We start from the raw sequence: 24,521 nt of genomic DNA, 5'->3' as shown, positions 1-24,521 counted from the left end.
TGCTCGGGGCGTGCCGAGACTGACACCGGCAGGGTCTGGCATACCCGCGCGAAGCAGGGCGATCGAACATACGATGGGCGGGACCGGGCCGGTGACGACGCAGGCGCCGTGCCCTGACACCGGACCTCGGGGTGGGAGACGTATGGCACAGGCCGCCGACGCAGCGCGGACCGTCATCCTGACCGTGGACGACGACCCGGGAGTCTCCCGGGCGGTCGCCCGCGATCTGCGGCGGCGCTACGGCCAGTCGCACCGGATCGTGCGCGCGGAGTCCGGCGAGTCCGCGCTGGAGGCGCTGCGCGAACTGAAGCTGCGCGGCGATCTCGTCGCCGTGATCCTGGCCGATTACCGCATGCCGCAGATGAACGGCATCGAGTTCCTCGAACAGGCCCTGGACGTGTATCCCGGCGCCCGCCGCGTGCTGCTAACCGCGTACGCGGACACCAGCGCGGCGATCGACGCGATCAACGTCGTCGACCTGGACCACTACCTCCTCAAGCCGTGGGATCCACCGGAGGAGAAGCTCTACCCGGTCCTGGACGACCTGCTGGAGGCCTGGCGGCGCAGCGACTACCGGCCGGTGCCCAGCACCAAGGTGGTCGGCCACCGCTGGTCGGCGCGCTCCTCCGAGGTGCGGGAGTTCCTGGCCCGCAACCAGGTGCCGTACCGCTGGTACTCGGCCGACGAGCCGGAGGGGCAGCGCCTGCTCGCCGCCGCCGGGCAGGACGGGCAGCGGCTGCCGCTGGTGATCACGCCGGAGGGGACACCGCTCGTGGCGCCCGAGGCACCCGAGCTGGCCGCGCAGGTGGGCCTGGCCACGACGCCGACGGCCGACTTCTACGACCTCGTCGTCATCGGCGGCGGACCCGCAGGGCTCGGCGCGGCCGTGTACGGGGCGTCGGAGGGGCTGCGGACGGTGCTGGTGGAGCGGTCGGCGACCGGCGGGCAGGCCGGGCAGAGCTCCCGGATCGAGAACTACCTCGGCTTCCCGGACGGTGTGTCGGGGGCGCAGCTCACCGACCGGGCCCGGCGTCAGGCCGCGAAGTTCGGCGCCGAGATCCTCACCGCGCGCGAGGTGACGGGACTCGAGGTCAGCGGCGCCGCCCGGATCGTACGGTTCTCGGACGGCTCGGCGGTCGCCGCGCACAGCGTGATCCTGGCGACCGGCGTGTCGTACCGGCAGCTGGCGGCGCCCGGCTGCGAGGACCTCACCGGCTGCGGGGTGTTCTACGGGTCGGCGCTGACGGAGGCGCCCGCCTGCCAGGGCCAGGACGTGTACATCGTGGGCGGCGCCAACTCGGCCGGACAGGCGGCGATGTACCTGTCGCGGGGCGCCAAGTCGGTGACCTTGCTGGTGCGGGGCTCGTCGCTGTCGGCGTCCATGTCGCACTACCTGATCCAGCAGATCGACGAGGCGCCGAACATCTCGGTGCGCACGGGCACGGTCGTCGACGCCGCGCACGGCTCCGACCACCTGGAGCAGCTGACCCTGCGGGACGTGGAGAGCGGGAAGACCGAACTGGTCGACGCCCAGTGGATGTTCGTGTTCATCGGCGCGGCCCCGCTGACCGACTGGCTGGACGACACGGTGCTGCGCGACGAGCGCGGGTTCATCCTGGCCGGGCCCGACCTGACCGTCGGCGGGCGGCCGCCGGCGGGCTGGGAGTTGGACCGGCCGCCGTACCACCTGGAGACCAACGTGCCCGGCGTGTTCGTCGCGGGAGACGCGCGCGCCGAGTCCGCGAAGCGGGTCGCGTCCGCCGTCGGAGAGGGAGCCATGGCCGTCATGCTCGTCCACCGGTATCTGGAGCAGTCATGAGCGGGCAGTTGATGCCGTGCAACCCGCAGGAGATCGGGTCGCTGTTCCTGTTCGAGAAGCTCACCCCCGAGCAGCTCGGCAGGCTGTGCAGCGCGGGCCGGGTGGAGCGGTTCGAGCCCGGGCCCGTCTACACCGAGGGTGAACCGGCCACCTGCTTCTACGTGATGGTCGAGGGCACGGTCGTCCTCTACCGCCGGGTCGGGGGCGACGACGTGGAGGTGACGCGGACCTCCCAGCGCGGGGTGTACGCGGGGTCCATGCAGGCGTACCTCGGCGACCGGGTGCGGCAGGTCTACAACAACTCCATGCGCGTCACCGAGCCGACGCGGTTCTTCGTGCTGCCCGCCGACACGTTCGCGGAGATCATGCAGGAGTGGTTCCCGATGGCGGTGCATCTGCTGGAGGGGCTCTTCTTCGGTTCGAAGAGCGCCCAGCGGGCCATCGGACAGCGCGAACGGCTGCTGGCGCTGGGCTCGTTGTCCGCCGGGCTCACGCACGAGCTCAACAACCCCGCGGCGGCAGCCGTACGGGCGACCGCGACTCTGCGGGAGCGGGTGGGCAAGATGCGGCACAAGCTCGCCGTCATCGCGCAGGGGTCCTACTCCCCCGAGGTCATGGCGAACCTCATCGACCTCCAGGAACGCACCGCCGAGCGGGTCGCCAAAGCGCCCACGCTGAGTCCGCTGGAAGCCTCCGACCGGGAGGACGCGATCACCGACTGGCTCGACGACCACGGCATCCAGGAGGGCTGGCGCATCGCGCCCACCTTCGTCCAGGCCGGAATCGACGAGGACTGGCTGGACCAGGTCGCCGCGGCGGTCGACGAGGAGATCCTGCCGAGCGCGATCGGGTGGCTCAACTACACCGTCGAGACCGAGCTGTTGATGGACGAGATCAGCGACTCGACCACGCGTATCTCGCATCTCGTCGACGCGGCCAAGCAGTACTCCCAGCTCGACCGCGCGCCCTTCCAGAACGCCGACGTGCACGAACTCCTCGACAGCACCCTGCTGATGCTGTCGGGCAAGATCGGCCCGCAGATCAAGGTCGTCAAGGAGTACGACCGTACGCTGCCGAAGATCCCGGCATACCCGGCCGAGCTCAACCAGGTGTGGACCAACCTGATCGACAACGCCGTCTCCGCGATCAACAGCGCGGGCGGCGAAGGGACGTTGACCGTGCGCACGGCTCCGGACCACGACCGGCTGCTGGTGGAGTTCCGGGACACGGGGGTCGGTATCCCGGCGGAGAACCGGGGGCGGATCTTCGATCCGTTCTTCACGACCAAGCCCGTGGGTGAGGGAACCGGGCTCGGGCTCGACATCTCCTGGCGGATCGTGGTGAACAAGCACCACGGGAACATTCAGGTGGAGTCGGAGCCCGGTGACACGCGGTTCCAGGTGCTGCTGCCGATCGCATCGGTCGAGGAGGAGTCTGCATGACCAGCGACAACGGGATCGATCCGGGTGTTCCGCCGAGTGGGAGCGGGTGTGTCGAGTGCGATGCGGTGGGTGGGTGGTGGTTCCATCTGCGGCGGTGTGCTCAGTGTGGGCATGTGGGGTGTTGTGACAGTTCGCCCGCGAAGCATGCGACGGGGCATTTCCGGGAGACCGGGCATCCGTTCGTGCAGAGTTTTGAGCCGGGTGAGGAGTGGTTCTGGAACTACGCCACGGATGAGTTGTACGAGTCGGGGCCTGAGTTGGCGCCTCCGGTGAGTCATCCGGTGGATCAGCCGTCGCCGGGTCCTGCGGGGCGGGTGCCGGCTGACTGGGCCAAGACGTTGCGTGCCTAGGAGCTCGGGGGCTTGTGTCGGGTGGCGGCTGCGGGTTGATTGTGGCTTGTCGCGCAGTTCCCCGCGCCCCTGAAAGGTCGGCACAGGCACTGTCAGTGGTGAATGACAGGATGGAAGCGTGTCGCAGACCTCTTTCACCACGCCGCTGATCGGGCGGGACGACGAGTTCGCCCGGCTTTCCGGGGTGCTGGAGCGTGCCCGCAGTGGTGAGGCCCGTGCCGTTCTCATCGCCGGAGACGCCGGGGTTGGCAAGACCCGGGTCCTGGACGAGGTCGCGGGGCGTGCCGCTGCGGACGGGATGACCGTGCTCGCCGGGCACTGTGTCGATCTCGGTGACGTCGGGCTGCCGTATCTGCCGTTCACCGAGGTGCTGGGGGAGCTTGCCGGTGATGAGCGGTTCGCGGGTGTGCTCGCCGCGTATCCGGTGGTCGACCGGCTGCTGGGGGGCCGGACCGACGCCGTGAGCGACCGGCTGCGGTTGTTCGAGGGCATCGCGGGGCTGCTGGCCGATCTGGCGGACGTGGCGCCGGTGCTGCTCGTCCTCGAAGACCTCCACTGGGCCGACCACTCGTCCCGGGATCTGCTGCGGTTCCTGTTGAGCCGGGGGATCCTGCAGCGGCCCGCGGGTGGGGCGCCCCGGCACCGGCTGGCGGTGTTCGCGTCGTACCGGGCGGATGATCTGCATCGGCGTCATCCGCTGCGGCCGTTGCTCGCCGAGTTGGTGCGGCTGCCCGCCGTCGAGCGGCTGGAGCTGCGGCCGATGGCCGATGCCGAGGTGGCCCGGCTGGTGCGGGCCGTGCAGGAGCGGCCGTTGGCGGAGAGCACGGTCCGGCGGATCGTCGAGCGGGCCGAGGGCAACGCCTTCTATGCCGAGGAGCTGGTGGCGGCCACGGACACGGAGGCCGGCGGTGTGCCCAGCGGGCTGGCCGATGTTCTTCTGATCCGGTTCGAGCAGCTCTCCGACACCGCGCAGCAGGTGCTGCGCACGGCCGCCGTCGCGGGGCGGCGCGTCGAGCACGAGTTGCTGCGGGGTGCCGTGGGCATCCCGGAGGACGAGCTGGAGTCGGCGCTGCGTGAGGCCGTCGGGCGGCAGCTGCTCGTGCCCGGTGACGGCGACACGTATGCCTTCCGACACGCGCTCGCCCGCGAGGCGGTGTACGCCGACCTGCTCCCCGGTGAACGGGCCCGGCTGCACGGCACGTTCGCCCGGCTGCTCGCCGGGCGTGGCCGTCCGGCCGAGACGGCGGCCGAGCGCGCCCACCACTACCGGGAGAGCCACGACCTGGCCGAGGCACTGGCGGCCTCGCTGGAGGCCGCCGACCATGCGCACGGGGTCGGGGCGCCCGCCGAGGAGCTACGGCATCTTGAGGCGGCCCTGGACCTGTGGTCCTCGGTGGAGCCGTCGGCGCGGCCCTCCGGAGAGGGGAACGACCGGGTGACGCTCACGCTGCGCGCGTCGGCGGCGGCCGCTCACGCCGGGGAGTCGCACCGCGCCGTCTCCCTCACCCGCTCCGCGCTCGCGGACGTCGGCCAGGAGACGGACACGGAGCTCGCCGCCCGGGTCCGCTACACACTCGCCGACAATCTGATGAGCGTCGACAGTCTGACGGCAGCGTTCGCCTACAGCAGCGAGGCGCTCGCCCTCATCCCCGCCGAGCCTCCGTCGCGGACATGGGTGTGGGCGGCGGCCACGCATGTCCTCGCGGCACGCCACATCGGGGAGGACGAGACCGCGCTGCGGGTCGCCCGCGAGGCCCTGAGCATCGCCGAGAACCTCCGGATCACGGATGCCCGGGCGGATCTGCTCATCTCGCTGGCCATTCTCGAGGGCGGCGGTCGCCGCACGCCGGAAGGCCGTGAACGGCTCCGCGAGGCGCGGGAGTTGGCGCGGCGTTCCGGCAACGCGCCGGTGGAGATGCGCGCCCTGTTCAACCTCGCCGTCGGCTGCTACGAGTCCGGTGACCTCCAGGCGTGCCTGCCCTGGTTGACGGAGGGGCTGGACCGGGCCCGGCGTGCCGGGTTGCTGTCCTCTCTGTATCCGCTGGAGATGCGGTATCTGCAGCTGCTGGTGCTGTACACCCTGGGCCGCTGGGACGAGTGCCTGAGCGTGGCGGCGAGCGATGCCGAGGTGCTTCCGGCGGCCGGCGGTTACACGGCCGGTCCGGCGCTGTACGTCGCTCTCGCGCGCGGCGACTTCACGGCCGCCGAGCGGGCCCGCCCTCTGCTGGCGGGCCCCTTCGACTGGATGGGCACGCTCATCGCGGGCCTCGCGCTCACCGACGCCGCCGCGCTGCGCGGTGATCCGGACGCGGCCGTGGAGCGGATGCGGTCCACGGTCGCGGCCCTCACCGACGACACGGGGACGCCGCCCGATGCCACGGTCCGGCTCGCCGCCCTCGCGCTGTCCGCGGTCGCCGACCGGGCCGCCGAACTGCGTCTGACAGGTGACGAGGCGGGGGCGCGCCGCTGGGCGGACACCGCGACCGAGCTGGTCGAGTCGGCGCGGACGACGGCGGTTCGGGGCGAGGGCCGCCCGCCGCAGGGCCCGGAGGGCATGGCGTGGCTGGCCCGCGCGGAGGCGGAGTGGGTACGGGCGGTATCCGGGCCGGATGCGCGGGCGTGGGCGAAGGCGGTGGCCGCGTTCGACTACGGCGACGAGTACGAGCGGGCGCGGTGCCGTCTGCGCCACGCCGAGGCTCTGCTGGCGGAGGGCGACCGTGAGGGGGCGGCCGGCGAGGCCCGGGCCGCACGGGAGACGGCGGCCCGGCTCGGCGCGACGCTCCTGCTGGAGCGGCTGGACGCCCTGATCCGCCGCGGCCGCCTCGCCGACACCGCCGCCGACCGCTCCTCCCCGCTCACCGCCCGCGAGCAGGACGTCCTGCGCCTCCTCGCCCTCGGCCGCAGCAACCGGCAGATCGGCGAGGAGCTGTACATCACCGGCAAGACGGCGAGCGTGCACGTGTCCAACATCCTCGCCAAGCTGGGCGCCGCGAGCCGCACGGAGGCGGTGGCGATCGCCTATCGGGAAGGGTTGATCACGCGCGAGGAGACGGTGGGCTGACACCCCCGTCACGACGCCTCGTCAGCACGCCCCGTCACCACGTCTCGTCACCCGCTGGTGTCGCAGTCGAGGGCGGTCAGGTCGACGGCGTCGGCCATCGCCTGCATGCCCTTGTCGTTGGGGTGGATGTGGTCGCCGCCGTCGAGGGCGGGCAGCATCCGCGCGGGGTCATACGGGTTGCGGAGGATACGGTCGAAGTCGGTCACGGCGTCGAACTCGCCGCCGCTGCGGATGAACGCGTTGACCTCCTGCCGCATGGCCTCAGCGGCCGGGTCCCATTCGTGCCAGCCCTTGAAGGGGCCGACGGTCGCGCCGACGACACACTTGCCGGCCGCGTGCGCCCGGTCGACGATCTCGCGGTAGCCCTCGATCAGGTCCTCGGCGGTGACGCCCGTGTGGGCCTTGATGTCGTTCACTCCCTGGAAGAGGAACACGGTCCGCACGCCCGGCTGGGACAGTACGTCCCGCTCCAGCCGGTTCAGCGCGCTCTGGCCGGGGCCGTCCGCGAGGACCTTGTTCCCGGAGATCCCTTCGTTGGCCACGCCCTTGACCTCCGTGTCCGCCCGTCGCAGGCGCCGGGCGAGGTAGTCGGGCCAGCGCCGGTTGAGGTCCGTGCTGGACTGCCAGCCGTCGGTGATGGAGTCGCCGAGGGCCGCCACGGCTCCGGTGCCCGCGGGGGCGTGGACGGAGACGGCGTCGAGGTAGAACCAGGAGCCGGTCGGGACGGTCCAGGCGGCGCCGCTCTCCTCGGCGGTGTGGTCGCCCTGGGTCGCGTACGACGTCTGCAGGGCCATCCAGTGGCCGCTCGCCGGTCCGCCCGCGTCCGGGCTGTGCAGGCTGACGACGAGGTCGGTCGCGGCGGCCAGCCTGCCGGGCAGCGGGTCGCTCCATACGGTGCTGCCCGCCGGCACGGTGACCGTGCGCTCACCGCCGAAGGTCAGCCGCCGGTTGCTGCCCGGCCGCAGTTCGGCGCCCTGCTTCTGGATGCCCGCATAGACGTTGTCGAAGGTCAGCGGCCGGTCCCCGAAGGCGTTGGAGAGCCGGATCCGCATGCCGGTTCCGCCCACGCTGGTGTGCACGACCAGCCGGTAGCTGCGCCCGGCGACGCCGTCGGCCATGCGGTCGGCGCTCGCCGCCCAGGTGACGACGCCGCTCGGGTCGCCGGTCGCCCCGGCGGGCGCGGGCGCGGACTGGCAGGCGACGACCGTCAACAGGAGGGCGCAGAGCGCGAGTCGGGCCCTCACCGGGCGAAGTCCTTCAGCGTGACGGACGCGCCGGGCCGCAGGGTGACCGTGCGGGACACACCGCCGTAGCCGACCGTCGTGGTGCGGCCGCCGACGCTGTGGATCCGGGCCTCGGTCGGTGTCCCGTCGCGCCAGCGCAGGTCGACCTCGAAGCCGCCGCGCACGGCGACGCCCCTGACGAAGCCCGAGTCGGCCCAGGCGTCGGGGAGCGCGGGGAGGAGTTCGATGTGTCCGCGCCGGGAGTACAGCAGCATCTCCACCATCGCGGCCGGGGTACCGAAGTTGGCGTCGATCTGGAAGATGCCCCGGCCGTGTTCGACTTCGTAGATGTCGAAGAGGTTCGGTGCGGTGCCGTTGCTGCCTCCGGTCGACGGGCGGAGGTTGTTCACGATGAGCTGGTAGGCGTTGGCCGCGTTCTTCAGGCGGGCCCAGCACAGGCTGCGCCAGGCGTTGGCCCAGCCGAAGCTCTCCATGCCGCGTGCGGTGAGCAGGGCGGTGGTGCCGGCGACGAGGTCGGCGGGGGTGGAGCCGTCGGGGCGGACGCGGTCGCCGGGGAACAGGCCGACCAGCGGGGACAGGTGCCGGTGCGTGGTCTCGCCGAGGTTGTCGGGGGACATCCACTCCTCCAGCCAGCCGGTGGTCGGGCTGACTTGTGGCAGGTACAGCTTTCTGCGCAGTGCGGCGATCGTATCGGCGTAGGTGGCATCCGTGCGCAACTCGGCCGCCGCGGTGCAGTAGCTCCCGAAGAGCGCCCACACCAGTTCCTGAGCGTAGGTGATGCCCTTGGCGTCGAGCGGGCCGTGCTCCGGCGACCAGTCGCTGTCGGCCACGAGGACCTCCCGCGAGGTGCCGGGGAGGGTGGTGGTGAGCAGCCGGGACTCCCAGAACTCGCACGCGCCCTTGAGGAGCGGGTAGATCTTCCGCAGGTGTTCCCGCGACCCGGTGTACTCGTAGTGCTCCCACAGGGTGGTGCACAGCCAGGCATTGCCCGCCGGGTGCCACCACCAGCCGCCTCCGCCATGGGGGTTGGTGGAGATGGCGACGGTCCAGCCGGCGTTCCTGCCGCTGGAGTTGCGGTAACGGTTGCGCGGGTCGTTGAACAGGCGGCGGGTGAGGTCGGTCCACGACGGGAGTTGGGCGAGGCAGTAGTCGGTGAGGGCGTCGAAGCAGGGGAACAGGCCGGTCCGGTCGGCCATCCAGTAGTTCATCTGGATGTTGATGTCGGTGTGGTAGTCGCCCATCCAGTCCGGGTCGTTGCCGTCGAGCCACAGCCCTTGGAGAGCGAGGGGCAGGCTGCCTCGCGAGCCGGAGATCATCAGGTAGCGGCCGAACTGCAGATAAGCCGCCTCCAGTTCGGGGTCGGGTTCGCCGTCCCGGGCGCGCGCCCGGAGCCGTTCCCAGGTGTCCAGGGAGCGCTGCCCGGCGGACGACGTGCCGAGCGAGAGGTCCATCCGCCCGAACAGGGCCTGGTAGTCCGCGACATGGGTGCGCAGCAGTGTGTCGGCCGCGCGTTCGGCGGCGTCGCGGACCTTGGTGCGGGCGAGCCCCCGCGGATCGAGGGACGGGTCGCGGTATCCCTTGGCCGCGTCCGGCGCGTAGTCGGTGCCGCCGCTCACCACGACGGTCAGCTCCCGGCACCCGGCGAAGTCGATGCGCGAGCCGCTGACGGTGACCCGGTCACCACTGCCGTACGCGGTGACGGCGGCCCCGTAACGCAGGCCGTTCGGGAACGCGGCGCCGAACGACACCGCAGCCTCCTCGCCGTGCGTCCCCTCCAGCACGACGGTGCCCGTGTAGCGGCCGCCTCCGCTCTGGTCGAAGTGCAGGACGATCACGTCGTCGGGGCGGCTGGCGAAGATCCGTCTGCGGTACGTCACCCCGGAGCGGGTGTACGACGTGGTCACGAGCCCCTGTGCCAGGTCGAGGGTGCGGCGGTAGCTGTTGACGGCGGACAGGTCGTGGTCGGGGAGGTCGACGGTGAGGCGGGCGAGCAGGGTGAAGGAGCCGAAGTTGTCGCGGTCGTAGGGGAATTGGCCGTCGGCGTCGAGGGTGTCGTTGAGGCCGCCGGTCCACATCGTGGCGTCGGTGATCAGGAGGAGTTCACGGCCGGGGTCGTTTCCGGCGAGGGCGCCGAGGCGGCCGTTTCCGACGGGGAGGCCCTGCTCGATCATGGAGTGCTCGTCGGCAGGGGCCTGCCACCACAGCTGGTGGCGTGAACTGCCCGTACTCAGGAGCGCGTCCGTGGGACGTTGTGGTGCGGCCGACGCGGTGAAGGCGGGCAGGGTGGTGAGGGCTCCGGTCGCCGCGGCGAGGGCGAGCAGGCTGCGTCTGGGCAGGCGGTCGGACGGAGAGGCATCCATGTCCATGGCGGCTCCTGGCAGTCGGTCTTCGGGCTCCCGGCAGTCGTTCGTCGGGCTACTGGGGTGGTTCAGGACGACTTCGGCACGCCGACCCGGTCGATGTCCGGTGCGTAGCCTGTGCCGCTGTCGAAGGTGACCGTGTTGGCGCCCGCCTTGAGGGTCACGGGCACGCCGACCGTCTCGGCGGTCCCCCAGTCGCCGGTGGAGGGGAACTTGTGCCGGATGGCGCCGCCACCGTTCGCGGAGACGTCGACCGAACGGGGGTCGCCGCTGACGTAGGCCACCTTGATCAGATACGTGCCGGCCTTGTCGACGACGACGTCGTTGAAGCGGAGCGTGCCGCCGAGGTAGAGGTTGCCGACCTTGCGGTCGCCGGAGCAGGCGGAGCAGTCGGCGACGGAGGCGTTGCCGCCGAGGGTGTTCGCCGGGGACTCGGCCTCGTAGGCGGTCGTGGTGAGGGCGGTGCCGCGCGGGGTGACGGTGAACAGGCGGGAGCCGTGGGCGGGAAGGGCCTGGGTGATCTTGTTCTGGTAGGTGCCGAGGTTCTCGTGGTTCCACAGGTCGCGGACGGCTGCCTTGCCGGTGAAGCCGAGGGAGGCCCAGTGGGCGGTGACGGCGGCGGGGGCGTCGGCGAGGTTGAACAGGGCGACGGTGTAGGTGCCGTCGGGGTTCTTCGCGGCCCACACCTGCTGCGGGTCGGACGGGGTGACCGGGCGTGCGGGTGGCGTGGCGCCCTGGTTGACGGCGATGACCTCGCGGTTGGTCAGCAGGGACAGGCCGTAGGAGTCGAGGCGGGTGAGGTCGTCGCCGGTGTAGAGCGGGGACTTGGCGATGGCCCACAGGGTGGCGTAGCTCTGCCGTTCGGCCTTGGTGAGGCCGTCCATGGCGCCGTTGCCGACGTCGAGGGAGTCGAGGTCGTTCCAGCCACCGGGGCCGGCGTGCCGGGTCCAGCCGGGGGCGTCGTCCCAGCGGTCGTCGACGGAGTTCTCCCAGCTGACCAGGGTGTTGCAGTAGCACTCGACGTCGGTGTCGATGCGCCAGCCCTGGGAGTGCTTCTTCCAGTCGGCGACCCGTCCGATGTCGAGCGACCAGGACAGCTCCAGGTGGATGGGGCGGCCGGTGGCGGCGATGGCCTTCTGCCAGGCGGCCACGTCGGCAACGTTGTCGTACTGATCACCGCTCTTCCCGGAACCGGGGCCGACACCGTCGAGCTTGAGGAAGTCGTAGCCCCAGTCGGCGAACATCCGCGCCTGGGAATCGACGTACTTCTGCGCGCAGGGGCCGGAGAAGTCGAGCTTGTAGGAGCTGTCCCAGCCGTTGGTGGTGCGCAGGTCGTCGTGGACGATGTCGGCGGTGGTGCAGCCGTCCGCGTTCCAGATGGGCACCTTGCCGTCGCCGTACGCCTCCTTCTCCAGGCCGACCGGCAGATAGATGCCCGCCTTGAGGCCCTTGGCGTGGATGCGGTCGGCAACGGCCTTCAAGCCGCTGGGGAAGCGGACGGGGTCGGCCTGCTGGCGGCCGTACTGGTCGAAGCGGGGCTTCCACGCGTTGTCGCGCCACCAGCCGGCGTCGATGTTGACGTACTCGTAGCCGTACTTCTTCAGCTTGGCGGCCATGGCGTCGGCCTGCTTGATGACGTTCGCCTCGGTCAGGTAGCTGTAGTCGCCGTCAGGGTTGAGGCCGGGGTACTTCGACGACTGCATGCTCCAGCTGGACCAGCCCATGTACGGCTTGGCCGCGAGGGCGGAGGCGGTGGCCTCGGCGGGTCCACCGGTCTCGGCGGAAGCGGCGGGCGCGGCAGTCTCCGCCCGCGCGGCGGGGACGGCCGTGATGGCGCCGGCGGTGAGGGCCAGGACCACCGCGGCTCTCAGGGCTCGTGCGGGCATGACGGAGTACGAGGATGACCGCATGGGTCGTACCTCCCGGGGTCGGTCCAGCGGGTCTAGCGCTGGTCGTCGGCACGGATGAAGGACTGGATCGCGGTGGCCGCCGCCCCGCGTGCCCACTCCTCGAAGGGCAGCGGGCGGGTCTGTACGTCACACTCGGCGGCGGAGCCGAACGCGGCGGCGGCGAGGGCGTCGCGGATCTGTTCGGCGAACAGGTCGTAGGCGGCGAGGCCCTCGCCGGAGATGATCACGCGCTCGGGGCCGAGCAGGTTGGCCACGGTGGCGATGCCGCGGCCGATCGCCTCGCCCGCGCGCGCGTAGGCCTCACGCGCTCCCCTGACGCCGCGGTGGGCGAGTGCCACGGCTTCCGCTGTGTCGGCGACCTCGACACCCGTGGTCTCGCGGATCCGCCGGAGGATCGCGGCGTCCCCCGCGATCGCCTCCACGCAGCCGCGGTTGCCGCAGTGGCAGGGCGGTCCGGCCGGGTCGTCGACGGTCACATGCCCGATCTCCCCGGCGACGCCGTGCGCACCGGCGACCACCCGGCCGTGCACCACGAGGCCGCAGCCGATGCCGGCGCCGACGGTCACCACGGCGAAGTCGGACAGCCCCACGCCCGCGCCGAACCACTGCTCGGCGACGGTGAGGGCGCGTACGTCGTTGTCCACGGTGACCGGCAATCCGGTGGTCGTGGCGGCGAGTTCGGCGAGGGGCACGTCCCGCCACTCCAGGAACGGCGAGTAACGGACGACGCCCGCACCGCGGTCGACGTCACCGGAGACTGCGATGCCGAGGCCGAGGACCGGCACGTTCAAGTCTCCTGCGGCCGCGAGCAGTTCGCCCACCAGCTCGGCGACCGAGGCCAGCACTCCCTTCGGTGCACGGTCCCCCAGCGCCGCGTGGCGAGCGACCCGGATCCGGCAGCACAGGTCGGTGAGCACGCCGATGATCTCGTCGCCGGTCACCTTGACGCCGATGAACAGGGCCCGTCCGCCGTCCACCCGCACCAAGTTGGCGGGGCGGCCGAGTGCCGGGCGCGCCTGCTCGTCCACGTCCTCCACCAGGTACCCGGCCTCGATGAGGGGCCGGACCGCCTTGGTGACGGCGGCCGGTGACAGCCCCGCCCGCCGGGCCACCTCCAGGCGGGTCAGCGGTCCGTGGGAGAGGACCGTGGTGAAGATCTGCGAGGCGGCCGGGGTGTTCGCCGGGAACGTCTCGGCGCGACGGATCGAGGGCATGCCGGGAACCTAGAGCCATTATTTTCCGCCGTCAATAAAAGAAGCAGGATTCGATCGATGACTCGCCCCAGTGACCGCACGGCTGTCCAACTGTGCGGCGTCTGTGGCGATGTGACGGGGTGCGGGAAGTTGCTCCGGTCGAAGCCGATCGTTCTCGTATCGGCAGCACATCGACGCAGATGAGAGGAAACCGGATGGTCTCAGCAACGGTGGTCCGAGGTACGGCGGTGGCGGCGGCCCTCGTGTCGCTCCTGGCGGTGCCCGCACACGCCACGCCCCCGGCAGCACCCGGCACCACGACGGTCGACGCCGCGACGGGCGCGCTGTCCGAACCCGACGTCAGGGGCCTGTGGGAAGTCCTGCGCACGGCACGGCGGCAGGGCGCCCCCGGCGCGATCGCACGGCTCGACGACCGCGACACCATCCACTGGGCGGCCACCGGTGTCGCCGACCGCAGGACCGGACGGACCATCAGCAACGCCGACCGGTTCCGCATCGGCAGCGTCACCAAGATCTTCTCGGCCGTCGTCCTGCTGCAACTGGCCGACGAGAAGAAGCTGGAGCTCGACGCCCCCGTCAACCGCTATCTGCCGAGGCTGCTGCCCGACGACCGCATCACGGTGCGGCATGTGCTCAGCCACCGCAGCGGCCTGCACGACTACACCGACGAGATGTTCGCGCGGACGGTTCCCGGCTTCGAGGCGGTCCGCAAGAAGGTCTTCACCTACCGGCAGTTGGTGGACCGATCCCTGGACAAGCCACGGACCACCCAGCCCGGCGGCGCGTACTCCTACTCCAACACCAACTTCGTCGTCGCCGGCATGCTCATCGAGAAGCTGACCGGCCACTCCGTACGGACCGAGTACCAGAACCGGATCATCGAGCCGCTGCACCTGCGCGACACCTTCTATGTGCACCCCGGCACGAGGATTCCCGGCCGGTACGCCCGCGGCTATCTCACGCCGGACACGGCCGGTGCGGCGCTCGTCGACGCCACCGAGCAGACGGTGTCCTGGGCGCAGAGCGCGGGCGCGCTCATCTCCAGCACGCGGGACCTCAACACCTTCCTGTCCGCTCTGCTCGGCGGCCGGCTGACCTCGCGGCAGCAGCTGGACCAGATGCAGCGGTGGGTACCGGCGGGCGGCTCGCAGGCGTACGGGCTCGGGCTGCGGCGCCGCGACCTGTCGTGCGGAGTCTCCGTGTACGGTCACACGGGCGCCGTCCAGGGCTACTACACGTACGCGTTCGCGTCGAAGGACGGCGAGCGCAGCCTCGCCGCGCTCGCCAACACCTCCAACAACGGCACGGTCCTCAACTCCATGCTGGGCACGCTGGAATCGGCGTTCTGCGGCAAGAAGGCGAAGGCACGGAGGGGTTCGGGGCCCGTCGAACGCCATGAGGACATCGCGCCGGGGAGCCTCGTGCGTCCGAAGGCGCCCTGAGCGCACACGTGGGGCGGGAACCCGCGCGATCCGGTGGACGTTTTCCGGACATCCCCACCGGATCCCGAAGCACCCACCAGGACGGCACGATGAGCGAGTTGGTTCCCGGGGGCAATCTGCCCCTCCCGGGCGGCAGCGTGACCGTCCGGGTGCCCGGCCCGTTCGACGTGTCCGCGCTCATCACCGACGACAGCGGCAAGGTCCGGGGCGACGCCGACTTCGTGTTCTACAACCAGCCGTCCGCGTCGGGCGCCCGGCTCCACGGCGACACCCTGACGGTCGACCCGTCGCGGCTGCGCCCCGGGACCACCCGGGTCACGGTGGTCGTCAGCCCGGCCGACCCCGGCAGTCCCCTGGGCCGGCTGCCCGCTCCCACGCTCCATGTCAGCGACTCGGGCGGCCGCGCGATCGCCCGGTTCGCCCCACCGCGCCCGCGGCAGGAGACGGTGCTGCTGCTCGCGGAGATCTACCGGCGTGGCGGCGGATGGAAGCTGCGCGCCCTGGGGCAGGGGTACGCGGACGGGCTGGCGGGACTCGCGCGCGATTTCGGGGTGGACGTCATCGAGGACGCGACGCCGGCGCCGCCGCCACAGCCGATGCCCACCGCCCGCCCCGCGTACGCCGCACGGTCCACGCTGCACACCCAGCCCGCCGTGCGTGCCCCTGCCCCTGCCCCTGCCCCTGCGGTCCCCTCCCCCGACCCCGACGGCTTCCTCGGCCTGGTCAACTCCGCCCGCGCCGAAACCGGTTCCCCTCCCGTCACCCTCGACGTCCGCCTCGCCTCCGCCGCCCGGTCCCACGCCTCGGCCATGGCCGCGGCAGGACGGCTCGCCGTCGAGGGCCGTGACGGCGTCTCCGTGTACCAGCGCATCACCGCCGCCGGGTACACGTATGTCACCGTCGGCGAACACCTGGTCTCCGGCCCGCGCACACCCGCCGAATTCGTCGCGTACTGCCTGCGCACCGAACAGGCCCGCCACACCCTGCACGACCCGGCCTTCACCCACACCGCCCTGGCATACGTCAGGGGCGGCCGCTCCGGCGACACCTATTGGACGGCGTTGTGGGCCAGACCGCTCACGCCGGGCGACCTGTCCCGCACCGCGGCCGAGGTCGTCGACCTCACCAACCGGGAGCGCGCCAGGGCCGGACTGCGCCCCCTGACCGTCGATCAGGCGCTCACCACCGCCGCGCAGGCCTACAGCGCCGACATGGCAGCCCGCGCCTTCTACGCCCACACCTCGCCCGAGGGGAGCCAACCGTGGGACCGGGCTGCCGCCGCCGGCTCCCGCATGCGCACGATCGGCGAGAACATCGCATGCGGTCAGCGCTCCCCCGCCGAGGTCGTCGAGGGATGGATGAACAGCCCGGGCCATCGCGCCAACATCCTCAAGCGCGACTTCACCCACATCGGGATCGGCTTCGCGGGCGGCGGTCCGGCGGGCACGTACTGGACACAGCTCTTCGGCGCCTGACGGGCTCAGGACGGCGACACGCCACGACCGGCCGGCACCGGATCGGCCCGGAGACGACGCACCGCGTTCTGGTCGGAACCCGATCATCAGGGAGCGGACACACCGCGATCTGGCCGGAACGGGACCGTCCGGGACAGGATGCCCGCATGAAGGGTGACCTCTTTTCCAGCGAGCACATGGTCCAGCCCGCCACGGCGCCGGGCATGACGATCGAGAACGCCAAGTGCATCAAGTACGCGGTGAACGGCGAGATGCACGCCCGGCAGGGCGCGATGGTCGCCTACCGCGGCAACCTCCAGTTCGAGCGCAAGGGCCAGGGCGTGGGCGGCATGCTCAAGCGGGCCATGACCGGTGAGGGGCTGCCGCTGATGGCGGTGCGCGGGCAGGGCGAGGCCTGGTTCGCGCACGAGGCGCAGAACTGCTTCATCGTCGACGTCGACCCCGGCGACGAGTTCACGGTCAACGGCCGCAACGTCCTGTGTTTCGACGCCTCGTTGTCGTACCGGATAGCGACGGTGAAGGGCGCGGGCATCGCCGGCGGCGGCCTGTTCAACAGCGTCTTCACGGGGCAGGGCAGGCTGGGGCTGGTGTGCGAGGGCAACCCGCTGGTCATCCCGGTCTCGCCGCAGTACCCGGTGTACGTCGACACCGACGCGGTGGTCGGCTGGACCGCCGGGCTGCAGACGTCGCTGCACCGCTCGCAGTCCCTCGGCTCGATGCTGCGCGGCGGGTCCGGGGAGGCAGTGCAGCTGATGCTGCAGGGTCAGGGCTATGTCGTCGTACGGCCGAGTGAGGCGACGCCGCAGAAGGCCCAGCAGCACTGATGCGATCCCCGTGAGGTGATCTGCGCCTCACGGGCAACCCTGTCCGCCCTGCCGACGTCTTGATCGACAACAGGTGAAGCCCTGGCCGCGCTTTCCGGCCAGGGCCGGTTTTCAACGCTCTATACACGCCGCGTATACCCGTGACGTATACGCACCATCTATACACACAGAGTAGAGACGGCGTGTATATCGATCGAGAGGCATCGATGTACGGCAAGGCATTCGCCCCGGAGTACCAGGGCTCCCTGACCAAGCTGTCCGTGAACTCCTCGCTGACCGACGTACTGGCCGCCGGCACCGAGCAGTTGAGAGCGGCCGAGCGGGCCGGGGAGCACGGCGAGGCGGCGCGCTCGGGGCTCGCGGTCGCCGAGGCGCACCGCAGGCTGGGGCAGGTCGGGGACGCGGACCGGGCGTGGAAGGCGAGCTACCGCGCCGCCCGGGAGGCCGGTGACACCGCGGCGATGGCCTGGGCCCTGTGGAGCGGCGGCACGCTGGCCCGGCAGCGCGGTGCGTTCGCCCTGGCCCGGCGGCTGCTCCAGCTCGCGGCCGACCTCGGTGAGCGCGGCGGCGACATCGTCGTGCGCGGCTACTCGCTGGCCGGTCTGGCGGAGACCGGCCGCATCCAGGGCGACTACGAAGCCGTCCGCCGGCTGCACGAGCAGCTGCTGGCCGAGGCCCGGCGGCGCGGCGAGGCGCGGCACACCGTGTGGGCGCTGGAGGGCATCGCCCAGATCCATCGCAACACCGGGTCCTACGACACCGCGTACGCCCTGTTCGAGGAGGCGGCCGAGATCGCCGCGCGGGCGGAGGACCGGCGCGGGCACGCCTGGGCGCTGCGCGGGCTCGCCGACATCGTCTCCGTGCGCGACGGCGACACCGAGCGGGCACTGGCCCTGCTGTCCGAGGCCGAGACCACATGCCGGGCGATGAAGCTGTCCAGCGCGCTGGCCTACAACCACAAGATGCGCGGCAACGTCCTCTACCGCGCGAGGCGTTACGCCGAGGCCCGGGAGCTGTACGAGCAGGCACTGACGGAGTTCCGCGCCATGAGCGAGCCGCGCGGGGAGGCGCTGTCCCGGCTGGGGCTGGTCAAGTCGCGGGCCCGGCTGGGGCGCGACCGTGCGGAGACCGCCGCCGAACTGGCCGAGCTGGCCGTGGTGTTGGAGCGGATCGGGCTGCGGCACGCGCGGGAGATGGTGGCGCGGGCGCAGGAGGAGTTCGGCGTCTCGGACGACGCGCTGCAGGGCGCCGGGGCGGTGGTCGTACGGTGACGGCGTTCCCTTCGGCGGTTCGCACGCCGCACGACGCCCGCCGGGCCGCCTCGGCGGGGCACTCTCCGGCCGACGCCCGCCAAGCCCCCTCGTCGGCGCATGCCCCGGCCGACGCCCGTCAAGTCCTCGACCGCTGCCGTGCCTTGGTGCTGCCCGCGCTGCGGGAGGCCGTGGGACGCACGCATCCGTGGGTCGGTGAGATGGCCGGGTACTCCTTCGGCTGGTGCGAGGTGGGCGGCGCACCGGCCGACGCCTCCGGTGGGAAGGGCGTACGACAGGCGCTGGCCGTGCTCGGCGCCGAGGCGGCCGGTGCGCCCGGGCGGGTCGCGGTGCCCGGCGCGGTCGCGGTGGAGCTGGTGCACGCCTTCTCCCTGCTGCACGACGACATCATGGACGGCGACACGGCCCGGCGGCGACGCCCCACCGTGTGGAAGGCTTACGGCACGGGACCCGCCGTACTGGCGGGGGACGCACTGTTCGCCCTGGCCGTCGAGACGCTCGCCGTGGCGCCGGCGGGTCCGCAGGCGGTGCGGCTGCTGTCCGTGGCGTTGCAGGACCTGGTGCGCGGACAGGCGGACGACCTGCTGTTCGCCACACGTCCCTGGACGGGGCCGGGGCGGGTGCGGCTCGACCAGTACCGCATGATGGCCGAGCACAAGACGGGTGCCCTGCTGGGCTGTGCGGCCGCGCTGGGCGCTCTGCTCGGCGGTGCGCCGCCCGCCACCGTCTCCGCACTCGACCGTGCCGGACGGCATCTGGGCATCGCCTTCCAGGTGGTCGACGATCTGCTGGGCATCTGGGGCGATCCGCCGGTGACCGGCAAGCCTGTGTACGGCGATCTGCGGGAGCGGAAGAAGACGTTCCCGGTGCTGGCCGCGCTCGACTCCCCCGCCGCCGGCCGGCTCTCCGCGCTGCTGGAGTCGGACGCCGCACCGGATGAGGCGGCCGCGCTGATCGAGGAGTCGGGCGGCCGCTCGGCCGCGTCGGCCGAGGCACGGCTGCAGATGGCCGCCGCCGAGGAGGCGCTGGCCGGCGTACCGCTGGAGGCGGGGGTGGCCGAGGAGCTGCGGTCGCTGCTGGACTTCCTCGTGCGGCGCGACCTGTGAAAGCGTGGATCGCCCCACGCCGGAAAGGTGACTGCCTTGATCGGGATCTCGGACGTCGAAGCCGCGGCCGACCTCATCGCCGGACACGTCGTGCACACCCCGACCGTCCCCAGCCCCGGCCTGTCGGCGCTGCTCGGCGTGCCGGTCACGGCGAAGCTCGAACTCCTCCAGCGCACCGGCTCGTTCAAGGCGCGCGGGGCGACGGCGAAGCTGCTGTCGCTGAGCGACGCCCAGCGCGCCGCCGGGGTCGTGGCGGTCAGCGGCGGCAACCATGGGATCGCCCTGGCGATGACGGCCGCCGTCCTCGATGTGAAGGCCACCGTGGTGATGCCCCGTTCGGCGCCGGCCCGGGCCGTCGAGATCGCCCGGGACGCCGGAGCCTCGGTGCGCCTTACGGACGACATGGACGGCGCGTTCTCCCTCGTCACGAGGCTGCGTGACGAGGGACTGACGCTCGTCCACCCCTTCGACGACCCCCTGGTGATCGCCGGGCAGGGCACCGTCGGGCTGGAGCTCGCCGACGACGCGGGTGACCTCACGGACGTCCTCGTCAGCGTCGGGGGCGGCGGGCTCGTGGCCGGTGTCGCGGTGGCGCTGCGGGCGCGCCGGCCGGGCGTGCGGATCTGGGGTGTGGAGACCGAGGGCGCCGAGGCCATGTCCGCGGCGCTGGCGGCGGGCGGCCCGGTGCCGGTGGCGCTGTCCTCGATCGTGTCCACGCTGAGCGCACCGAGCGTGTCCCACCTGACGTACGACCATGTGTCCGCCCTGGTCGACGAGGTGCTCGTGGTCCCGGACCGGGAGGCGGTGCAGGGGGTCCTCGACCTGGCCGAACACGCCAAGGTGTGGACCGAGCCGGCCGCCGGCTGTCTGCTGCCCGCGGCCCGGCGGGTGGTGGAGCGGGTCGGGGACGGCGCCCGGCTCGGGCTGGTCGTGTGCGGGGGCAACGCGACGACCTCGGACGTACTGCGCTGGGCGGCGGATTTCGGTCTTCGCTGAAGCGCTCCAGCAACAATTCCCTTAACTTTTCGTCAGCTTACTCGCGCGTAAGAAACAAAGGAAAAGAAGCAGCGTTTAGTTGAGGATTTCGTTGAACGCATCCCGTCGCTTCTCCCGTACTTCCTGTGGGAAATGAGAGCCAGGGGTTCAGCGAGGGATGGCCATGGTCAAGGCGCGCGTCTCCACAGCCGAGTTGGTCGCCGGGAGGTATCGGCTCGTCGATGTGGTGCATCGCGAGACGAACCGCGTCAGTTACTACGGTGAGGACACGGAAACCGAACGCCCGTGCCTCCTCAGTCAGATCGGCCTGCCCGACGATTCCGGCCCGGAGGACAGGCGCCGGGCGACCTCACGGATCCTGCGGACGTCCGAACGGATGGGGCTGTTGCGTCCGGGCCGGGTTGCCACCGTCCTGGACGCCGTCGAGGAGTCCGGCAGCCTGTGGATCGTCACCGAGTGGATCGACGGTACGCCCTTGGGCGAACTCCTCACCCAGCAGGGCACCTTCAACTACGTACGGGCCGCCCGCATCGGCCTCGAGCTGCTGGACGTGCTGGAGGCGGCGCATGTCGCGGGCATCACGCACGGCGAGCTCAGCCCGGGCCAGGTGTTCGTGCGCGACGACGGCTCCGTCGTCGTCACCGGCTTCGGGCTGGCCGGCGCCACCCTCGCGCCCCGGGTCGCCGCACCGTCATACGCGTCCCCGGAACAGGCCCGTGACGAGCGCATCGGGCCGGCGTCCGATCTGTGGGCGCTCGGCGCGATCCTCTACACGATGGTCGAGGGGCGTCCGCCGTACCGCGAACGGGACCGGCCCGAGGCCACGTTGAAGGGGGTGGACCGGCTTCCGCTGCGCGCCCCGGTGCGTGCCGGGCCGCTCACCCAGGCCGTGCAGGGGCTGCTGCGCAAGGACTCCCGGGAGCGGCTGAGCAGACCCGTGGTCCGGGATGCGTTCGTTCGCGTCCTGAACGAGGATCCCGAGACGGCCTCGCAGACGACGCAACACCCACGCCTGCGCGGCCTGTACGCCGTGGGCCCGGGCTGGAGCAGACGGGCCATGGTCGTCGGCACCGCTCTCGCCGTGGTCACCGTCGCGGCCGCCGTCCTCGTGGTGGCCAATGGCCGGCCGGACGATTCGGGGCCGTCGGCGGCCGGTACGGCACCCAGTCCGTCGGCCTCGGCCGAGGCACCGACCGGACCGTCCCCCACCCCCAAGCCAAGCTCGTCCCCGTCGCAGGACGCGACGGAGCCGGGGACGCCCACCGCTCCCCCCTCCGGCACGGCCTTGCCGCCCGGCTACCGGACGTACACATCACCCGAGGGCTTCTCCGTCGCCCTGCCCGAGGGCTGGGCGTCGCTGGGCACCCAGCGCGCCTCGGACCTGGCGTACCGCGTCTTCTTCAGCGCCGACGGCGATCCGCGCAAACTGGCGATCACCTACAGCGAGGCCGTGGGTCCGGACCCCGTCGCCGTGTGGCGCGACGACGTCCAGCCCGATCTGGAGGAGCGGAGCGGGTTCCAGCGGATCGGCGAGATCGAGGCGACCACATACCAGGGATACAAGGCCGCCGACATGGAGTGGCTCTCCGACAAGGACGGCACCCGTCTGCACACCTTCGGCCGCGGCTTCCTCATCGGCGACCACCGCGGCTATTCCCTGCGCTGGACGACCCCGGAGGCCGACTGGGACGACCCGGAGAACCAGAAGGCGCTGGACGTCTTCCTGCGGACCTTCCGGGTGCCGGAGAACTGATCGGGCGGGTGTGGGGCGCGCCCCGGTCGGTTCCCGGCCCCTTCTCCCGCGCCCTCCCTCCTGCCCCGTCCGTCCCGTTTTCGTCACCCCGTGTCCGGGGGACTCGGCCCGCATGGTGCAGATCGGATACACGATGATGACCGAGCAGGCCGGCCCCCGTGACCTGGTGGACCACCTGGTCCGCGCCGAGGAGGCGGGCTTCGACTTCTCCGTGACCTCGGACCACTACTTTCCGTGGCTGCGTGCACAGGGTCACTCCCCGTACGCCTGGAGTGTGCTGGGCGCGGCCGCCCAGGCCACGTCGCGGATTCCGCTGATGACCTACGTGACGTGTCCGACGGTCCGCTACCACCCGGCGGTCGTGGCGCAGAAGGCGGCCACGATGCAGCTGCTGTCCGAGGGCCGGTTCCGGCTGGGGCTCGGCTCGGGCGAGAACCTCAACGAGCATGTCGTCGGCGGCGGTTGGCCGCCCGTGGACGTGCGGCACGAAATGCTCGAGGAGGCGGTGGGGATCATCCGCGCACTCTTCAAGGGCGGACATGTGAACCATCGCGGCACACACTTCGACGTGGAGTCGGCTCGCCTGTGGGACCTGCCGGACCAGCCGCCGCCCATCGGCATCGCCGTCTCCGGGGAACAGTCCTGTGAGCTCGCGGGCAGGCTCGGCGACCTGGTGATCGCCACGGAGCCCAAGGCGGGCCTGCTGGAGGCGTTCGACCGGCACGGCGGCGAGGGCAAACCGCGCGTGGGGCAGCTGCCGGTGTGCCACGACCCCGACCGGGAGACCGCGATCAAGCGCGCCCACTCCCAGTTCCGCTGGTTCGGCGGCGGCTGGAAGGTCAACTCGGAGCTGCCGCACCCGGACTCCTTCGAGGCGGCGACCCAGTTCGTCACCCAGGACGACGTCGCCGACTCCATCCCGTGCGGCGACGACCCGGAGGACTTCGTCGAGGCGGTACGCCCGTACGCGGAGGCCGGGTTCGAAGAGATCGCCCTGGTGCAGATCGGGGGCGAGGCGCAGCTGCCGTATCTCGACTGGGCGGAGAAGACGCTGCTGCCCGCGCTGCGGGACGCCTTCGGATGACGGCTCGCGCACCCTGACCGCGCCGGGCGGCACCCGGGACGGACCGAGCGCGGTGCGCAGGTGTCATAGGCTGCTGGTCTGCATTTTCGCCGTCCGAGCAGTCCGTACAGGAGAGTCATCCGTGAGCCTGGCGATCGTCCCGTCCGATACGTCCCCCGTGCCCCTGTCCGACCTCGTCGCCCGGGACGCTCGGGAGTTCGGCGTCTACGCCCGGACCGGAGGGTGGGCCTTCGGCCTGATGGTGGCGCGCAGCGTGCGGCCCGGCGGCCAGGGCGCGGACGAGACGCCGAAGGTGTCCGCGAAGGAGTTCGCCGAGCTCGCCGGGTGCTCCCCCGAGCGCGTCATGCGGTACTACAAGGCCTGGGACCGGGCCGCCGACGACGGCCTCGTCCCGCACTTCGAGGCGCTCACGCCGGGCCAGGAGGTGGAGCTGCCGGACGCCGATGTGTGGCTCAGCTACTACGTCTCCCGCAACAGCGCCAGCTCCGAGCGCGGCACGGCCATCGCCGAGGCCGCCGAGGCCGAGGGCATCCGCCCGACGAAGGCCCTGGAGGTCGCCGAGAACCCCACCGCGCTGCGCGCCGCGATCCTCGCCGATCCCTCGACCGCCCGCGCGGCCCGCCAGGCGCTCCTGGACCGGGTCCGCGAAGACCCGGAGCTGCAGGCCGAATTGGCGCGGGACGTGGTCCGCACCGAGGAGCTGAAGAAGGCCGTGGCCGGCGAGAGCCGGGCGGCCGACCGGATCGGCTACGTCCGCCAGATCGCCGAGTCGGGCCAGATCAAGACCCCGGCCGGGCAGACCGTCGACGCACCCGTCGACCTGCGCCAGGAGGCCGAACGGCACCTGTCGCTCATCGAGGAGCTGGACGACGACGAGGACAGCGGCGAGTGGGCGAGCGAGGCCTACGACACCATGAAGTCCCTCGTCGTCGAGGCCGTGGAGGCCGACCCGGAGCTGCGGGTGCAGGAGCGGAGGACGAAGTTCTACAGCAGCCTGCAGCGGGCGACGAAGGTCTTCGAGGAGCTGACCTTCGACGATGTGCAGGAGTTCGTCGAGGACGACATGGTCGAGCAGCTGGAGGACCTCCAGCAGGCCATCGCCTCGTGCATCGCGGCACTGCGCGGGGCGCGGGGAGGCACGGCACCGCAGTCGTAGCCGGCCTCATACGG

Annotated in this window: 17 protein-coding genes; 13 read left to right on the top strand and 4 right to left on the bottom strand. The window is 71.8% G+C overall.

Annotation, left to right across the window (positions count from 1 at the left end):
• Positions 1 to 142: 142 nt before the first annotated feature.
• The 4 genes from ACZ7L6_RS09895 to ACZ7L6_RS09880 all read left to right on the top strand — a co-directional run bounded on the left by ACZ7L6_RS09895 (position 143) and on the right by ACZ7L6_RS09880 (position 6,672).
• Positions 143 to 1,819 carry an NAD(P)/FAD-dependent oxidoreductase gene (locus ACZ7L6_RS09895; protein WP_471921707.1) on the top strand — a complete coding sequence of 559 codons (1,677 nt, stop codon included), beginning with the start codon at positions 143 to 145 and terminating at the stop codon, positions 1,817 to 1,819.
• Positions 1,816 to 3,261, top strand: a complete 1,446-nt coding sequence (locus ACZ7L6_RS09890) for an ATP-binding protein (RefSeq protein WP_471921705.1) — start codon at positions 1,816 to 1,818, stop codon at positions 3,259 to 3,261. Before ACZ7L6_RS09895 ends, ACZ7L6_RS09890 begins: the two co-directional genes overlap by 4 nt.
• Positions 3,258 to 3,611, top strand: a complete 354-nt coding sequence (locus tag ACZ7L6_RS09885; protein ID WP_471921703.1) for a UBP-type zinc finger domain-containing protein — start codon at positions 3,258 to 3,260, stop codon at positions 3,609 to 3,611. The genes ACZ7L6_RS09890 and ACZ7L6_RS09885 overlap by 4 nt, the downstream gene beginning before the upstream one ends.
• A gap of 118 nt (positions 3,612 to 3,729) precedes the next feature.
• Positions 3,730 to 6,672 (top strand): helix-turn-helix transcriptional regulator, encoded by a 2,943-nt coding sequence (locus ACZ7L6_RS09880; protein ID WP_471921701.1) that lies wholly within the window; start codon positions 3,730 to 3,732, stop codon positions 6,670 to 6,672.
• A gap of 47 nt (positions 6,673 to 6,719) precedes the next feature.
• Here ACZ7L6_RS09880 and ACZ7L6_RS09875 read toward each other — a convergent pair whose 3' ends face one another.
• The 4 genes from ACZ7L6_RS09875 to ACZ7L6_RS09860 all read right to left on the bottom strand — a co-directional run bounded on the left by ACZ7L6_RS09875 (position 6,720) and on the right by ACZ7L6_RS09860 (position 13,400).
• Positions 6,720 to 7,916 carry an SGNH/GDSL hydrolase family protein gene (locus tag ACZ7L6_RS09875; RefSeq protein WP_471921699.1) on the bottom strand — a complete coding sequence of 399 codons (1,197 nt, stop codon included), beginning with the start codon at positions 7,914 to 7,916 and terminating at the stop codon, positions 6,720 to 6,722.
• Positions 7,913 to 10,276, bottom strand: coding sequence for a glycosyl hydrolase family 95 catalytic domain-containing protein (locus ACZ7L6_RS09870; RefSeq protein ID WP_471921835.1), 2,364 nt, complete (start codon positions 10,274 to 10,276; stop codon positions 7,913 to 7,915). Before ACZ7L6_RS09870 ends, ACZ7L6_RS09875 begins: the two co-directional genes overlap by 4 nt.
• Before the next feature lie 68 nt (positions 10,277 to 10,344).
• Positions 10,345 to 12,186 (bottom strand): alpha-galactosidase D, encoded by a 1,842-nt coding sequence (locus tag ACZ7L6_RS09865; RefSeq protein ID WP_471921696.1) that lies wholly within the window; start codon positions 12,184 to 12,186, stop codon positions 10,345 to 10,347.
• A 32-nt stretch (positions 12,187 to 12,218) separates the two neighbouring features.
• Entirely contained in the window at positions 12,219 to 13,400 is a 1,182-nt protein-coding gene (locus ACZ7L6_RS09860; RefSeq protein WP_471921694.1) for an ROK family protein, read from the bottom strand.
• A 194-nt stretch (positions 13,401 to 13,594) separates the two neighbouring features.
• On the opposite strand from ACZ7L6_RS09860, the gene ACZ7L6_RS09855 reads away from it, so the two are divergent.
• The 9 genes from ACZ7L6_RS09855 to ACZ7L6_RS09815 all read left to right on the top strand — a co-directional run bounded on the left by ACZ7L6_RS09855 (position 13,595) and on the right by ACZ7L6_RS09815 (position 24,507).
• Complete coding sequence (locus ACZ7L6_RS09855; RefSeq protein WP_471921692.1) at positions 13,595 to 14,842, top strand: serine hydrolase domain-containing protein; 1,248 nt, start codon at positions 13,595 to 13,597, stop codon at positions 14,840 to 14,842.
• 89 nt (positions 14,843 to 14,931) lie between these two features.
• A complete protein-coding gene (locus tag ACZ7L6_RS09850; protein WP_471921690.1) occupies positions 14,932 to 16,317 on the top strand; it encodes a CAP domain-containing protein in 1,386 nt (461 codons plus the stop codon).
• A 146-nt stretch (positions 16,318 to 16,463) separates the two neighbouring features.
• Positions 16,464 to 17,141 carry an AIM24 family protein gene (locus ACZ7L6_RS09845; protein WP_398825329.1) on the top strand — a complete coding sequence of 226 codons (678 nt, stop codon included), beginning with the start codon at positions 16,464 to 16,466 and terminating at the stop codon, positions 17,139 to 17,141.
• 206 nt (positions 17,142 to 17,347) lie between these two features.
• A complete protein-coding gene (locus ACZ7L6_RS09840; RefSeq protein WP_471921833.1) occupies positions 17,348 to 18,412 on the top strand; it encodes a tetratricopeptide repeat protein in 1,065 nt (354 codons plus the stop codon).
• Entirely contained in the window at positions 18,409 to 19,518 is a 1,110-nt protein-coding gene (locus ACZ7L6_RS09835) for a polyprenyl synthetase family protein (RefSeq protein ID WP_471921688.1), read from the top strand. The genes ACZ7L6_RS09840 and ACZ7L6_RS09835 overlap by 4 nt, the downstream gene beginning before the upstream one ends.
• Positions 19,519 to 19,554: 36 nt before the next feature.
• Positions 19,555 to 20,514: a pyridoxal-phosphate dependent enzyme gene (locus tag ACZ7L6_RS09830; RefSeq protein ID WP_471921686.1), complete on the top strand. Its 960-nt coding sequence runs from the start codon at positions 19,555 to 19,557 to the stop codon at positions 20,512 to 20,514.
• A 157-nt stretch (positions 20,515 to 20,671) separates the two neighbouring features.
• Positions 20,672 to 22,267 (top strand): serine/threonine protein kinase, encoded by a 1,596-nt coding sequence (locus tag ACZ7L6_RS09825; protein ID WP_471921684.1) that lies wholly within the window; start codon positions 20,672 to 20,674, stop codon positions 22,265 to 22,267.
• A gap of 112 nt (positions 22,268 to 22,379) precedes the next feature.
• Positions 22,380 to 23,351 (top strand): LLM class F420-dependent oxidoreductase, encoded by a 972-nt coding sequence (locus tag ACZ7L6_RS09820; RefSeq protein ID WP_471921682.1) that lies wholly within the window; start codon positions 22,380 to 22,382, stop codon positions 23,349 to 23,351.
• Positions 23,352 to 23,472: 121 nt separating this feature from the next.
• A complete protein-coding gene (locus ACZ7L6_RS09815) occupies positions 23,473 to 24,507 on the top strand; it encodes a hypothetical protein (protein ID WP_471921680.1) in 1,035 nt (344 codons plus the stop codon).
• Positions 24,508 to 24,521 lie beyond the last annotated feature (14 nt).

It is taken from the genome of Streptomyces sp. NPDC107522, from assembly GCF_055657525.1.
Note: the sequence above shows the minus strand (reverse complement) of the source record. Positions and strands in the feature narration are given on the sequence as shown.

What these genes read in the sequence shown, in the direction of transcription:
- ACZ7L6_RS09895 (WP_471921707.1), top strand. Translation starts at nt 143, where the DNA reads ATGGCACAGGCCGCCGACGCAGCGCGGACCGTCATCCTGACCGTGGAC.
- ACZ7L6_RS09890 (WP_471921705.1), top strand. Translation starts at nt 1,816, where the DNA reads ATGAGCGGGCAGTTGATGCCGTGCAACCCGCAGGAGATCGGGTCGCTG.
- ACZ7L6_RS09885 (WP_471921703.1), top strand. Translation starts at nt 3,258, where the DNA reads ATGACCAGCGACAACGGGATCGATCCGGGTGTTCCGCCGAGTGGGAGC.
- ACZ7L6_RS09870 (WP_471921835.1), bottom strand. Translation starts at nt 10,276, where the DNA reads ATGGATGCCTCTCCGTCCGACCGCCTGCCCAGACGCAGCCTGCTCGCC.
- ACZ7L6_RS09865 (WP_471921696.1), bottom strand. Translation starts at nt 12,186, where the DNA reads ATGCGGTCATCCTCGTACTCCGTCATGCCCGCACGAGCCCTGAGAGCC.
- ACZ7L6_RS09860 (WP_471921694.1), bottom strand. Translation starts at nt 13,400, where the DNA reads ATGCCCTCGATCCGTCGCGCCGAGACGTTCCCGGCGAACACCCCGGCC.
- ACZ7L6_RS09855 (WP_471921692.1), top strand. Translation starts at nt 13,595, where the DNA reads ATGGTCTCAGCAACGGTGGTCCGAGGTACGGCGGTGGCGGCGGCCCTC.
- ACZ7L6_RS09850 (WP_471921690.1), top strand. Translation starts at nt 14,932, where the DNA reads ATGAGCGAGTTGGTTCCCGGGGGCAATCTGCCCCTCCCGGGCGGCAGC.
- ACZ7L6_RS09845 (WP_398825329.1), top strand. Translation starts at nt 16,464, where the DNA reads ATGAAGGGTGACCTCTTTTCCAGCGAGCACATGGTCCAGCCCGCCACG.
- ACZ7L6_RS09840 (WP_471921833.1), top strand. Translation starts at nt 17,348, where the DNA reads ATGTACGGCAAGGCATTCGCCCCGGAGTACCAGGGCTCCCTGACCAAG.
- ACZ7L6_RS09825 (WP_471921684.1), top strand. Translation starts at nt 20,672, where the DNA reads ATGGCCATGGTCAAGGCGCGCGTCTCCACAGCCGAGTTGGTCGCCGGG.
- ACZ7L6_RS09820 (WP_471921682.1), top strand. Translation starts at nt 22,380, where the DNA reads ATGGTGCAGATCGGATACACGATGATGACCGAGCAGGCCGGCCCCCGT.